At 66.2% G+C, this 12868-nt stretch carries 14 protein-coding genes; 5 read left to right on the forward strand and 9 right to left on the reverse strand.

What is annotated here, in order from left to right:
- Window positions 1-90 precede the first annotated feature (90 nt).
- Both ACEN9K_RS17080 and ACEN9K_RS17085 read right to left on the reverse strand, forming a co-directional pair.
- Window positions 91-1785: a phospholipase C gene (locus ACEN9K_RS17080; protein WP_026265683.1), complete on the reverse strand. Its 1695-nt coding sequence runs from the start codon at window positions 1783-1785 to the stop codon at window positions 91-93.
- A 31-nt stretch (window positions 1786-1816) separates the two neighbouring features.
- Window positions 1817-2839 carry a DUF6454 family protein gene (locus ACEN9K_RS17085; RefSeq protein WP_018768712.1) on the reverse strand — a complete coding sequence of 341 codons (1023 nt, stop codon included), beginning with the start codon at window positions 2837-2839 and terminating at the stop codon, window positions 1817-1819.
- A 278-nt stretch (window positions 2840-3117) separates the two neighbouring features.
- Here ACEN9K_RS17085 and ACEN9K_RS17090 point away from each other — a divergent pair, with 278 nt between their 5' ends.
- Window positions 3118-4206 (forward strand): glycerophosphodiester phosphodiesterase family protein, encoded by a 1089-nt coding sequence (locus ACEN9K_RS17090; RefSeq protein ID WP_018768713.1) that lies wholly within the window; start codon window positions 3118-3120, stop codon window positions 4204-4206.
- An 81-nt stretch (window positions 4207-4287) separates the two neighbouring features.
- Here the strand turns inward: ACEN9K_RS17090 and ACEN9K_RS17095 are convergent, their stop codons facing one another.
- The 3 genes from ACEN9K_RS17095 to ACEN9K_RS17105 all read right to left on the reverse strand — a co-directional run bounded on the left by ACEN9K_RS17095 (window position 4288) and on the right by ACEN9K_RS17105 (window position 5914).
- Window positions 4288-5109, reverse strand: a complete 822-nt coding sequence (locus ACEN9K_RS17095; protein ID WP_018768714.1) for an alpha/beta fold hydrolase — start codon at window positions 5107-5109, stop codon at window positions 4288-4290.
- 129 nt (window positions 5110-5238) lie between these two features.
- Window positions 5239-5391, reverse strand: coding sequence for a hypothetical protein (locus ACEN9K_RS17100; RefSeq protein WP_018768715.1), 153 nt, complete (start codon window positions 5389-5391; stop codon window positions 5239-5241).
- A gap of 271 nt (window positions 5392-5662) precedes the next feature.
- Window positions 5663-5914, reverse strand: a complete 252-nt coding sequence (locus ACEN9K_RS17105) for a hypothetical protein (RefSeq protein ID WP_018768717.1) — start codon at window positions 5912-5914, stop codon at window positions 5663-5665.
- Between the two features lie 417 nt (window positions 5915-6331).
- Here ACEN9K_RS17105 and ACEN9K_RS17110 point away from each other — a divergent pair, with 417 nt between their 5' ends.
- The 3 genes from ACEN9K_RS17110 (at window position 6332) to ACEN9K_RS17120 (ending at window position 7886) form a co-directional block, all read left to right on the forward strand.
- Entirely contained in the window at window positions 6332-6610 is a 279-nt protein-coding gene (locus ACEN9K_RS17110) for a hypothetical protein (RefSeq protein WP_268001826.1), read from the forward strand.
- 86 nt (window positions 6611-6696) lie between these two features.
- Entirely contained in the window at window positions 6697-7623 is a 927-nt protein-coding gene (locus ACEN9K_RS17115) for a multidrug DMT transporter permease (RefSeq protein ID WP_495634714.1), read from the forward strand.
- Between the two features lie 56 nt (window positions 7624-7679).
- Window positions 7680-7886 (forward strand): hypothetical protein, encoded by a 207-nt coding sequence (locus ACEN9K_RS17120; RefSeq protein ID WP_018768720.1) that lies wholly within the window; start codon window positions 7680-7682, stop codon window positions 7884-7886.
- Window positions 7887-7970: 84 nt separating this feature from the next.
- Here the strand turns inward: ACEN9K_RS17120 and ACEN9K_RS17125 are convergent, their stop codons facing one another.
- Window positions 7971-8342: a hypothetical protein gene (locus tag ACEN9K_RS17125; RefSeq protein WP_495634715.1), complete on the reverse strand. Its 372-nt coding sequence runs from the start codon at window positions 8340-8342 to the stop codon at window positions 7971-7973.
- 171 nt (window positions 8343-8513) lie between these two features.
- Here ACEN9K_RS17125 and ACEN9K_RS17130 point away from each other — a divergent pair, with 171 nt between their 5' ends.
- Entirely contained in the window at window positions 8514-9224 is a 711-nt protein-coding gene (locus ACEN9K_RS17130) for a hypothetical protein (RefSeq protein WP_495634716.1), read from the forward strand.
- A gap of 24 nt (window positions 9225-9248) precedes the next feature.
- Here ACEN9K_RS17130 and ACEN9K_RS17135 read toward each other — a convergent pair whose 3' ends face one another.
- From ACEN9K_RS17135 to ACEN9K_RS17145, 3 genes are all read right to left on the reverse strand, one after another.
- A complete protein-coding gene (locus ACEN9K_RS17135; protein WP_495634717.1) occupies window positions 9249-10118 on the reverse strand; it encodes a class II glutamine amidotransferase in 870 nt (289 codons plus the stop codon).
- Window positions 10119-10359: 241 nt separating this feature from the next.
- Window positions 10360-11760: a glutamate decarboxylase gene (gad, locus tag ACEN9K_RS17140; RefSeq protein ID WP_495634718.1), complete on the reverse strand. Its 1401-nt coding sequence runs from the start codon at window positions 11758-11760 to the stop codon at window positions 10360-10362.
- A 191-nt stretch (window positions 11761-11951) separates the two neighbouring features.
- Window positions 11952-12650, reverse strand: coding sequence for a GntR family transcriptional regulator (locus ACEN9K_RS17145; protein WP_495634719.1), 699 nt, complete (start codon window positions 12648-12650; stop codon window positions 11952-11954).
- Window positions 12651-12868: the final 218 nt, after the last annotated feature.

Genomic DNA, 12868 nt, shown 5'->3' on the forward strand with positions numbered 1-12868 from the left:
TTCATTGTCCATGCTTGAGAGACCTCCGGTGCGGCGCGGGTGCTCTGCCCCCAGCGGACAGCCCGCGCCACACAATAGTAAGCATGATTATTAGTTTTGTGCAGAGGGAAGAGGAATATGGCTGACCGAGTCAATGGCTCCGGTTTGTTCGTTGAGCAGGACTTTGTCGTTGCGCTGGTGGTGGAAGTTGAACATGGCACCCAGCGAACCCGCAGCGGCGTCAGCGGAGGCATCGCCAATCCGGCCGGTGTTCCAGTTGTCCTCGATGAAGCGAAGGATGGAGGCCTGGTCCGTTTCGGTGTGGTCCACGAAGTTCTTCTTCGCATACGGGGAGATGACCACCAGCGGCTGGCGGGGGCCCGGGCCGCAGCGGTCTGCGTAGCCACCGGCCATGGGGACTCCGCTGGCCGCGGCGTCCTGGCACCAGGCGGCGTCATCCGCGGTGTTGGATGAGTTCTTCACCTTCGCGGCCACGTGGTCGTACCAGCCGTCGGAGTCGTCGTAGGCGAGCACGACGGCGGTGTCGTCCCAGTTCTTGGACTGCTGGATCTGGTTGACGGTGGCGGTGATGAAGTTTTGCTCGTCCACGGGGTCGGAGTAGGCGGCGTGGCCGTCCTGGTACATGCCGGCCTTGAGGAAGGACACGGCGGGCATATTGTCCGTATTTAGCACCTTGGTGAAATCGGTCAGGTCGTACTGGTGGTTGGCCTGCCCGTTGTGCCCGATTTCCGCGTCCGTGGCTGGCGCCAGGTGGTGCGGGTTGGCGGTGGAGGCGTAGTACTGGAACGGCTGGTGGTGCGGGGAGTAGTCCGTCACGCCGGCACCGGCGGCGTTGGTGTGCGTGGACAGGCACGACGCCGGTCCGGTGGCCGTCGCGGGGGTGGTGGGCGTGAACCCGCCCTGGAACCAGCCCCAGGAGACGCCCTTGGTGGTGAGCAGGTCGCCGATGTTGGTGCCGGTCATGCCGGCCAGGTTGTTCGCCTTGGCGTGGCTGTTGTTGGAGCAGTCGTCGTAGACGGGGTCGGGGTCGTTGATCACGGTCCCCACCCCGTTTGCGTCGGGCTGGCGGACGGCGGTGCTCCCGGTGGCCGGAGTGGCAGCGGGCTGTCCGTCTGCGGTGTATTCCTTGGCGCCGTGGGTCTGCCCGGACACCAGATTGAGGGCGCCCGGGGTGGAGGGGCCGAAGACGGTGCTGAAGTGGTTGTCGCTCATGGAATAGTTCTGGGCGTAGTTCCAGATGCCGGTCACGGTGTTGCCGTCGTAGTAGTCCATGGTGAGCCCGGGGCGCCCGTACTGGTTGGTGCCGCAGGCGTCCCGGCTGGTGTACTGGACGAACTTGTCCATGAGCCCGCCGTTGAAGGCCTTCTGTTCGGCGTTGTACCCGTGGTCCTGGTCGCAGGTGACGGCCTGCATCGGGGAGAGCCGGGCGGGCTGGATGGAATTGGGGTTGTTCGGTGCCAGCAGCCCCGCGTTGGCAAGGGTGTTGATGTCCTTGGGCGTGTCCTCGGAGGCTGTAAAGGCGGCCGTCGGCGCGCCGGAGCCCTGCTGGGTTTCACCTGGGGTGTTGGCGGCGTTGGGGTAGGTGGCGAAGTAGTGGTCAAAGGAGACGTTTTCCTGGAAGATCACCACCACGTGTTTGATGGGCGTCGCGGTGTTATCGCCTGCGGTGGCGGGCGCCGCGCCGAGGCCGAAGAGCCCGGCCGTCAGTGCCGAGGCAGCCAGGGCCGTGGCGCCGGTGGCCGCGGCCACGCGCCTTGGTGTGGACCGTCGTCGTGATTGGGGCATGGTTGAATCCGTTCGTTCCTGGTGCTGCGGGCTACGGGGCGGGGGTGACGGTGGCTTCGTAGGTGAGGATTTCGGTGCCATTGGCTTCTTCGCCGTTGTCCGGGGCCACCGTCATGGTGAGGTGGCCGCCGTCGGCGGTCATTTTGAAGGGATTGCGCGTGGCCACGTGGCCTGCTGAGGACCACTGCTGGAACGGCACGTCGCGGCTCACGCTGCGGGACTTCAGGTCGATCATCGCCATGCCGCCCAGTTCGTAGGTGGCACCGGTGCCGCCGGCGGCCGGGGTCTGCGGGAGGTTGGTGATCCCGCCGCAGAGCATTTTGGAGTCGGGCACGTACTGGCAGTCCTGGTAGTCGATGAAGTAGTTGGGGTTTTCCCAGGTGGAGAGCTGCTTGCCCTGGAGGTCCCATTCCGCGAACCGGCGCGATCCCCAGGTGTTGCCCACAAGGTGGCCGGTCTTCTTGTCCATCACGACGCCGCCGAAGTGGTCTGCCACTTCGAACTGCTTGTGCACGTCCAGGGTGGTGGCGTCCACCCGGTAGATGATGGCACTGCTGTCGGGCCGGTACTGGGCCACGGGGACCCAGACGTTGGTGCCGTCAAAGTCGATGCCGCCGGGGTGGTACATGTCCCCCTCGCCCAGGATGATGTCCTTCTGGAGGTTGCCGGCCCTGTCCATGACGAAGAGGTGGCCGATGCCCTTGCCCGGGGTGCGGTCGAATCCTCCCTGCGGAGTGGGGAACTTGGTGGTTGGCTCGGTGATCTGGACGGCCGACAGGAAGATGTGGTCCGCGCTGTAGGCCATGCCCTCGGTGTGGTAGGTGGGGAAATTCAGCTTCAGCTTGGAGGTCTGCTGCCACTTGGTGCCCCGGTCCACGCCGGTGAAGGCTTCGGCCAGGGCGGTGTCGGCTTCCTTATGGTCGCCGGATTCGTTGCCGGCCTTGGCGTTGCTGTTGCCTGCTGCCTGGGCGACGGCGGTGCCGCCGAGTGCCGACGCCGCCAGGATGATGGCTGCGGCGGCCGTGAGAATGCCTCGGGTAGGGGACGTGCTCATTGGGGGAGCCTCTCAAAGATGGGTCGTAGCAAGAGGTCCCCAAGTTACTTAGCGGTAATTAATGCCTGTTGGCAGGTAGGTGAACGCCAGATGGCGTCATGGATCACGTTCCAAAGGCAGGCGTCTGGGCTGGTCAGCCGGTTGGAGCAGCGGGTTTCCCGTTCGCGCGACGGCCACGTGCAGTTTGCCTGGGCGTCGCCGGACATTTGCCGTGGGTGGGAACAGTGGCGAAGGCCCCGCCCCGGGGCCCCCCTCCCCCACAATTGGAGACTTGTCTGATGAAGTATGCAAAGCTGCTGACCGCAGCCGCCGTGTGCACCGGCCTGGCCATGGGAACATCCCTCCCGGCCCACGCAGCGGACACCAACCCCAACGGCACCGAAAACCACTTTGACCTCCAGGCCCACCGCGGCGGGATCGGCCTGACGGTCGAGTCCACGCTGGCGTCCTTCGCCAAGGGCATCGAAACGGGCGTGTCCACCCTCGAACTGGACCTGCAGATCACCAAGGACGGCCGCGAAGTCATCACCCACGACCGCAAGATCAGCGGCCAGAAGTGCCAGGACACCGCACCCGTCACCCCCGGGGATCCGCAGTTCCCCTACGTGGGCAAATACATCAAGGACCTCACGTTCGCCCAGGTCCGCAGCCTTGATTGCGGCTCAAAGACCCTGCCGCAGTTCCCCGGCCAGCAGGCTTCCCCCGGCGCCAAGATGCCCACCCTCGCCGAGGTCTTCGACCTGGCCAGGCAGTACCGCGCCAGCCAGGTCAAGTTCAACATCGAGACCAAGGTGGAGGCAGGGGCTCCCGAGCAGACGGCGCCGCGTGAACAGTTCGTGGACGTGGCCCTGCGTGAGATCAACGCCGCCAACATGGCCGAGCGGGTGTCCATCGAGAGCTTCGACTGGGGCGCCCTGCGCGTGGTGAAGGAACGCCAGCCCGGTATCCGCACGGTGGCCCTGACCAACAAGGACTTCCTGCAGGCCGGCATGCCCGGCGCCTCACCCTGGCTGGGCGGCATCGACGCCGACGACTTCGGCGGTGACCTCGTCGATGCAGCCGCGTCCCTGGGCTTCGACGCCGTCTCGCCGGTTCACGGCACACCGCAGAACGGAACCGTCACCGATCCCGGCTACGTCCCGTACGTCACCGTGGACATGGTGAACCGGGCCCACGCCAAGGGAATGCAGGTCATCCCCTGGACGGTGGACGACAAGCCCACCATGCGCGCCCTGATGGACGTGGGTGTGGACGGGCTCATCACCGACTACCCCAACGTGCTGCGTGACGTGATGGCCGAACGGTCGCTGAAGCTGCCCAAGCAGTACACGCTGGAACCCGGAGCATCAGCAACGGCAGCGGGCTGAACCTCTCCGCACCCGCAGAAGGCCCCCGTTCCGGAGTTTCCGGGACGGGGGCCTTCTACGTTCCGCGGCCGGCGCCGGGAACTAACTCCGGGCGAGCCCCAGGATCCCCGCCGCGGTCCCGGCAGCGCCACCGTGCTGGACGATGTGCGGCTTGCCGGGAATTTCCAGGAAGGTGCCGTTGGGGACCGTCGCGGCCAGCTTCTCGCACCAGTCCCTCGGGGCGATGGGGTCGCGTGAACCTCGGACCACAAGGACCGGCTGGCTCACCAGGGCCAGCCGCGCGTCCAGGTCGTAGCCCATCATGACGGGCAGCTCGGTCAGGTACCAGCGGAGCCCGGACCGGATGTAGTCGGTAAACACGATGGCATTGCCCAGCGGGCTCTCCTTCAGCCCGTCCAGGCCAAGGGCCAGGGACTGCTCCAGGACGGTCCGGCGGGTCGGGTCCACTACCGGGCCCAGCAGCGCCACATGGGACACCAGGTCCGGCCGCTGGACCGCCAGCTCGGTGGCGAACTGGGTGCCCATGGAGTGCCCCACCAGCACTGCGCGGGGTACACCCATCTTTTCCAGCACCGCAGCCGTGTGTGCGGCGTAGTCGGCCACGGACAGCTGCCGGTCCGGGGTGGGGGTGCCGCCGAAGCCGGGGAGGTCCACGGCGTAGGTGTCCCCGTGCCGGGCCAGCAGCGCCTGCAGCCGCCGGTAATAGCGGTGCGACATTCCGATGCCGTGGAGCAGCACGAAGACCGGTCGCGGGGAACCCGCAGGGCCGGCAAGGAGGTACACGTGTGAGGTCAGTCCGCCGGCGGCGACAATCCGGGGCGTAAGGCAGGGCCGCATGCCGGGCAGGTGCATCGGGCGGCGCGCGGGTTCAGCGGCGGGTGGTTGGTCGGTTGCGGCGTGCACCGGCAGTCCTTTTCAAGTTCAAATCCATCGAGCGGTTCCTACCCTAAAGTGGCCAGCGCGGCAGGTGCGCTATGGACGGTGACCTGCGTGTCGGCGTCGAAGGTCCGCGGCGTGCCCATGCGCCGGTTCCTAGCTGTTGCCGGTGTGGACAAGGCTGTCCAGGTCCAGCTGCTGGGCAGGCGCGTCGGCCAGGCCGGCGGGCGTGAGGTCAAAATGCTCGACGGCGGCACGGGCTTCGCGGGCGGCGGCGGGGCCGTGCGGGGTATGGGTGTTGTTCATCATGGGTGTGAAATTCCTTGCGTTTCATGCGGAATGGGGGTGTGCGCGGGAAGCGCCGCCACGTGCTCTGCCGTGGTCTCCAGGACCCGGGAATGGCGGCACTGGGAACAGTGGATGGCCACTGCAACTGTTGAGGCGCGGCGGTTCAGGACGGGCGGCGAGTCAACGAACAGGTGGAAGTCCGTGTCGCAGTGGGCGCACCACGGGCGTTTTCCGTGGGGCTGGAGAGTGTGCCTGGGCACGTAGCTGTTGGAGGCCTGGGTGACGAGGACTGTCACACCACGGCCCGGTAGCTGCACAGGATGTAGTCGGCGGCCGCCGGTCCGGTCATGCGCAGGCAGGCGTCGGGGCGGACGCGTCGGCTCATCGCCTCAAAGAAGACGTGCTCGTCCTGCGGCTCCTGCTGGGACAGGTTGCACCAGCTTGTGTAGAGGCCGTACAGGGTGTCGTCGTCAAGGCTGCTCCCGGACTCGTGGTCCGGGCAGGTGGCTTCGGTGAGGAACTGGTCGAACTGTGATTGCGCCATGGTGGCTCTTTTCAAACAAGGTGCAGTTGTTCGCCGTTCGGCTACAGCGGTTCAAACCCGGAGCCTTGCACAGTGCACCGGGCGGGTTTGCGGGGAGCTGTGAGTGCCCGGCAGGGAAAATCAAACGTGGGGTGGGAGGAGAAGGGGGGCCATGTAGTTCTCTGGGATATGTGTGAGCAGCCGTGGCGGCCATGCAAACTCTGATCCCTTGACTAAAACCATGTCGACAATTTCTCTACACTGTAGACTTTAGGTGTAGACCCAGTAATAAGCAAGCTGGGGGCGGCGTGGCACACGGCGAGGGGTTGCCTGATTTCCAGGCCCAAAGGAATGCCGGGAGCGGACCCATCCAGGGCATCCGCGGCTGCGAATGCAGCATGTGTGAGCATACGGCCGCACCCGGCTGAAGGGCCAAACATGAGCGCCCCGAATCATCGACAATTCCTGTCCGAATGCCTTGTCCCCGTCCCCGCAAAGCAGCCGGGCCTCAGCGACGACGAGGTGTACGGGCTGTACCTGAGCTGGTGCCTGCTCAATGCTCGGAAGCCCGGCCCCACCGCATCGCTGTGGGCAGCGGTGCGGCAGGAAGGGTACCTGCAGCGGCACCGCGGCGGCCGGAACGAGTGGCCGGATTTGTGTATGACCGGCCCTGCGGCCGTGGACTACATCCTCGCCAGCCGGCCCAGCCTGCTGTAGCCGGGCAGGCTGTAACAGGGCAAGAGGCACGACGGCGGGTGGCCGCCCGGGTGGGTAGCCGGGTCCGGGTTGGGTAAGGTCTGATCATGATCCAGCAGGCTGCGGCCGTGTCCGCGCTGTCGTCCTACCACTGGCTGGGCATCCCGATTGCCGCGGCCGGCGCCGTCCTGCTTGCCTTGGGAACGCTGTTCCAGCACCGTGCCGTGGAAGACCAGCCGGCTGCAGCCGGGCGCGCGGCGGGCAGCATGGGCGGCGGACGCCTGCAGGCCCTGGTCCGGAGGCCGGTGTGGCTGGCCGGGACGGGGATGCTCGGCGCCGCCATCCTCCTCCAGCTCACCAGCCTGCGGTTCTCGCCCCTGATCGTGGTGCAGCCCATCGGCGCCATCGCCCTGGTGGTCACCACCCTCGCAACGGCCCGGATGACCCGCCGGCCCCCCGGGCGGCGGGCCCTCACCGCAGTGGCGTTATGCGTTGGCGGCGTGGGTGTGTTCGTTGCCGTGGCGGCGCTGTCCGCGGAGGACGTGGAGGTCAGCGACCGGCACTTGATCACCATCCTGATCGTGCTCGCCGTGGTCCTGGCCGGTGTTGCCGTGGCCTTCGCCTTATGGCGCCACCGGTCGGGTGCCGTGGTGTTCACCGCCGGAGCCGGGATCCTCTTCGGGTTCGTTGCGGCCCTGGCCAAGACCGTCATCGCCCGGCTGTTCCAGGGCGACTTCGAGTGGTTGTCGCTGACATGCCTGGCAGGCCTGCTCATCGCTGCCCTGGCCGGCAGCTTCCTGGTCCAGAACGCCCACACAAGGGGAACACCCGAACTCGTGGTGGCCGGCCTGACCGTCATCGACCCCCTCGTCGCCGTCGCCATCGGCATCACCATCCTGGGCGAGGCGGACGCAGCACCCCCGCTGGCCATCGTCCTGTTCCTCATGTCCGGGGCCACCGCCGTCGCCGGCGTTTTCCTGCTCGCCACGGTCAAGAAGCCGCCTACGGCGGCGCGTGCCTCGGTTCGTGGTTGAATGACCACTGTGCCCCAGAGCACAGTCAGGACCGATCCGAGCACCAGGAGGACACTATGGCTGGAATCAACGCAAAGTTCGACAAGGAGTACCTCGACAAGGGCATCGACGAATTGGCGAAGGCGCCCGTGGAGGCGCTGAAGGGATTGTCCGAAAGCGACGCGCAGAAGCTCAAAGAGGCGCTGAACATCAAGACCGTCAAGGACCTGGGCACCAACAAGTTCTTCCTCTGGGCGCACTCCGTCGCCAAGCTCGCGGAGTAGCGGGCACCATCCGTCCCTTCAGCAAACACAGGAAAGCTCCCGGCGCAGGCCGGGAGCTTTCCTGTCTTTGGGCGCCTACCGCACCTAGCCGGCCTTCACGGCGTCGGCAGAGCCGGCGAAAAGCCGGATGCGGACTATCCGAACCACCACTCCCAGCAGAACCAGGCCGATTCCCAGTGCCATGAGGCTCCACACGGGCACGGAATCGGAGTCGATGGTCCGGCAGCACGTGGCCGCAGCCCCTCTGCCGGCCTCTTCCAGGTCAGCCAGTTCGGCGGCGCGGCTGTTGGGAAGCAACGGGCTGCCGCAGAGCGGGCCGGACGGCTGCAACCCGATGACGAAACCGAGGATGTACACGTCGAATCCCGCGGCGACAATCCACAGCCACGTCCGCTGCTGCCAAAAACCCAGTTTGCCGGCAGGAACAGGCTTCGCCCGGGGATCACGCATCTTCATAGGCCGAGCATAATCCGCGTCCCGGATAAAGGTAGGGATAAAGGTGGAGGACCGGCATTCAGCATTTCCCCAGCCTGCGGTCCTACAGTGAACCCTGCCGGTCCAACCCGTCGGGTGGACCCACGCGCAAATTTGGAGGAACACACCGTGGTGAAGCCATCAATTCCGTCAATGAGGGCCCGCATCGGCGTCGGAGCGGCAGCAGTCCTGGCCGCCGGTGCCATGGCCGCCGCGGGCGTGGGTGCCGCGTCCGCATCCCCCAGCCCAACATCCGTGTCTGCAACCTCAACCACAGCATCCAGCGACGTCAAGGCAGCAAAGGGCGCCGGCGGCCTGAAGGCCTTCCTGACCCTGAACGCTGACAGCCCGCAGGCCGCCGGGGACCGTGCGGCGGAAGCAGCCGCGGCGCTGGTCAACCATCCCAAGCTTTTCGCCAAACTCCCCGCTGCCCTCCAGGCGGACGTGATAGCCCTCAAGGACGCCGCACCTGCGGACCGCGTTAAGGATGCCTACAAGATCAAGACCACCGCCCTCTCCGGCGGGTACGGTGCCGAGATCCAGAAGCGTGCCGAAGCGCTGGAGAAGACCGCCACCGGCCTGGCCGGCCTGCGCCAGGAGCTGCGCACCGCGTTCAACTCGGACAATCCCGGCGCCGGGCTTCAGAAGGTGGCCGACCAGCTCATCAACCACCCCAAGCTGTTCGCCAAGCTCCCGGCCAACCTCCAGGCGGACCTGACCGCACTCAAGAACGCCGCCCCGGCGGACCTGGATGCCCAGGCGAACAAGATCAAGGACACCGCCATCAACGGCGGCTACGGTGCCAAGGTGCAGAAGATGGCCCAGGCGCTGGCGAAGAAGGCTGCCGCGGCACCGTCCACGTAAGCCGCGCCTTCCGGAGATACACCGTCAGGACATTTGCGACGCCGCCGCGGACGGTTCCAGGTCCGCGAGCGTGAGCGGGTGGGCAGGTTGGTCCGGGAATGGGAAGGTGGACGTCACCGCCAGGTCCGGGCCAACATGCACCAGCTCCCCCGGTGCCATGGGACGCCAGCCGGGGTTCTGGTTCATCCGTTTGGTGGCGAAGAGCACGGAGCGGGCAGCCGCCAGTTCGGTGCTTCGGGAGTGGATCCGGGGGCTTCTGGCGTCCAGCGGTGCCACCGGAGCGGGTTCAGTCAAGGGGTCGCGTTCCAGCACATACAGCGGATGGGTTGCCGGGTAGCGGAGCGCCCAAAGGTCGGTGGCCGTCGTCACGATGATATTGAGGGCCAGGACGGGCAGTTCGGCGGCCACCCAGCCCACCGCCCGGGAGATGCCCTCGGCCACGTCCCCGCCGGCCCTGCGGCTCTCTGCCGTGATGAGGGCAAAGAGCCGCTCACTGTCGGTCTGGCCCTGCACCAGGTCCGCCACACCGAACTCACGCAGCCGCGCGTCGAGCCGGTCGAGTCCGTGGAAGGCACCGTTGTGGGCGAACAGCCGGCCGTCCTGCTCGAACGGGTGCGTGTTCACCAGGGTGTGCGCACCTGTGCTGGCGTACCGGACGTGGGCCAGGAAGGTGGTGCTCCGCAGCTCCCTCGCCTCCCGGGCGAAGGCGTGGTCCTCCCATGCGGCGAGCGGCCGTTTGGTGACCCGCGGGCCGCCGTCGGGATCGAACGTGCCGATCCCGGCGCCGTCGGGCTCCTTCCTGCTCTGCTCGGACAGGCTGTCCGGGGCGTCAAGGAGCCAAAAGGTGGCGCGGACGGGCCGGTATCCGGCATGGAGCCCGAACAACCGGCACATGGAGCGCTCCTCCCGGCAACGGGCTAGTGGCGGGATGTGTGATCCATGGCCTGATAGCGGTCGTAGCAGTCACGGGAGCAAAACAGCGCAGAGGGAGTTGGAGGCAGGTCCAAGCCGCAAACCTTGCATTTTGGCTTGGGTCGAAGGCTCCTAAGCATGGTGTTCAGCATGGATGAAGGCTATGCGCCTGGCCGGAAAATTGGACCAGTAACCAGATACTTCAATCTGCGGACAGCGATACCTAGTGGTGGAACGCTTCCTTGTGCTTGTCGGTGGGCATGGGCGACGTCAGGGCGTCCAGGTAGGCCACTTCCTTCTTGAGGTCGTCCAGGAAGCTGGAGGCGAGGTCCCGGGTGAAGCCGTTGCGGACCACGATCCGCTGCACCGTGATGCCGCTGAGCCCTTCGGGCAGGGCGTAGGCCGGGACCAGCCAGCCGTTCATGCGCAGGCGTTCGGACAGGTGGTGCAGGTCCCAGTTCCTGGTGTGGCCGTCGGTGAGCTGCCAGGCGAAGACCGGGATGTCGGAGCCGTCGCTCCAGAGCGTGAAGGCGTCCATGTTCCCGATCTCGTGGGAGAGGTACAGGGCGACGTCGCGGGAGCTGGCCTGCACGGATTTGTAGCCGGCGAAGCCCAGTCGGAGGAACAGGTAGTACTGCAGCAGCACCTGGGCGCCGGGCCGGGAGAAGTTCAGGGCGAAGGTGGGCATGTCCCCGCCCAGGTAGCTGACGTGGAACACCAGGTCGTCGGGGAGGGACTGTTGGTCCCGCCAGACGATCCAGCCCAGGCCGGGATACACCAGCCCGTACTTGTGGCCGGAGGTGTTGATGGAGGCCACCCTGGGGAGCCGGAAGTCCCACACCAGTTCCGGCTGCAGGAACGGTGCCACCATGGCCCCGGAGGCGCCGTCCACGTGGATGGGAATGTCCAGGCCCGTGGCGGCCTGGATGCGGTCCAGCGCGGCGGAGATCTGCTCCACGGGTTCGTAGGCGCCGGTGTAGGTGACGCCCATGATGGCGGCGACGCCGATGGTGTTCTCATCCACGTAGCGGTCCAGGTCATGGCCGTCCAGGGTGGGGTGTTCCCTGGACACGGGAACGTAGCGGGCTTCCACCTCCCAGTAATTGCAGAACTTCTCCCAGCACACCTGCACGGCGGAGCTGAGGACGATGTTCGGCGCGTCCGTGGGCTTGCCCTCGGCGCGGCGGCGGTGCTGCCACCGGCGTTTGAAGGCCAGGCCGGCCAGCATGCAGGCTTCGGAGGAGCCGATGGTGGAGGTGCCGATGGCCGCCGCAGGATCCGGCGAGTTCCACAGGTCCGCGAGCATCCGCCAGCACCGGGTTTCGATCAGCGCGGTCTGCGGGTACTCGTCCTTGTCGATCATGTTCTTGTCGAACGCTTCCGCGTACAGCTGGGATGCTTCCCGTTCCATCCAGGTCCCCACGAACGTGGCCAGGTTCAGGCGGGAATTGCCGTCCAGCATCACCTCATCGTGGACCACCTGGTAGGCGGTGCCCGGCAGCGACTCCCCGTCCGGGATGGTGAAGCGCGGAAAGAGGGTGGACTCCCCCGGCCGGCTGAACAACGGGTTCAGCTCCACGCTCGTTTCGGGCTCGTGCCGTTCGCTCCGGTGTGACCTCGTCATGTCCAGTTCCTTCGCCCGCCGTCGTCCGCAGGCAGGCGCCTGCGGCCGCACTTCCGCTGTTCCCAGCACTCCGTATTATTCATGCACCCGGAGCAAACGGCAGCAGGGATGGCGGGTTAGGGCGCGGCAGAAGTACGACGGCGGCACGCACCAGGGAGCCAGCCGCACCGTACCAAAGGGCCGGCAGAGACCTACTGCTGGCCGAACTTCGTCAGGCTTAGCGAGCGGGACCTGATCCCCTCGATGTGGTTGTTCATCGCGGCCGTCGCCGCTGCGCAGTCCCCGGCCTTGAAGGCATCAATGATGGCCTGGTGCTCCTGCACCGTGTGGTCACCGCTCATGTCGTTGTGCACCATCAGCCTGAAGCGCTGGATGCTTCCCTCGATGGACCCGTAGGCCCGGAGCAGGAACTCGTTGTCCGTTGCCTCCACGATCCGCCGGTGGAAGTTTTCGTCGGCCTTCCAGTAGGCCCGGTACCCCGCGAACGTGTCGCCGCCATGGCGTGACGCCTCAAGGTCGCGGTGAAACCCTTCCAGGTCCGCCACCAGCTCCTGTGTTGAGTTGGTGCAGGCGATGCTGGTGCATGCAGGCTCGAGGATCTGACGCGACGTCAGAAGCGCCGCGATGTCGCTGGCGGTGGGCTCCGGCGCAACCTTGTAGCCGCGCAGGGCTTCCCGCCTGACCATGCCGGTGGTTTCCAGGCGTGCCAGGGCTTCCCGCACGGGAGTCGAAGAAACTTTAAAGCGCTTGGCCAATCCGTCAATGCTCAACGGCGATCCGGTGGAGATCTTGTCGTCGAGCAACAGGGACAGGATGGCCTCGAACACCTGGTCGACCAGCATGGGCCTGCCGGGGATCAGGACTTCTTCTTCAGGTGAAGCGGCGTTCATTTCGGAATCCTATGTGAATTTTTCGGTCTGTCGCATGCAGCCGTAACACCACTTCCACGAGCGCGTCGTCACAAACCAAACACGGTGAAAAGGGTGTTTGCAGAAAATCGTGCATGATGTACGGTACATGATACCGGACAGCGAAGTGATCTGTACCACAACCAAGCTGCCCATCAAGGTTGGAAGCTCTCCTACCACCCCTCCTCCCCCACTTCCGA

The sequence above is a fragment of the Pseudarthrobacter sp. Pseusp20 genome (assembly GCF_059492155.1).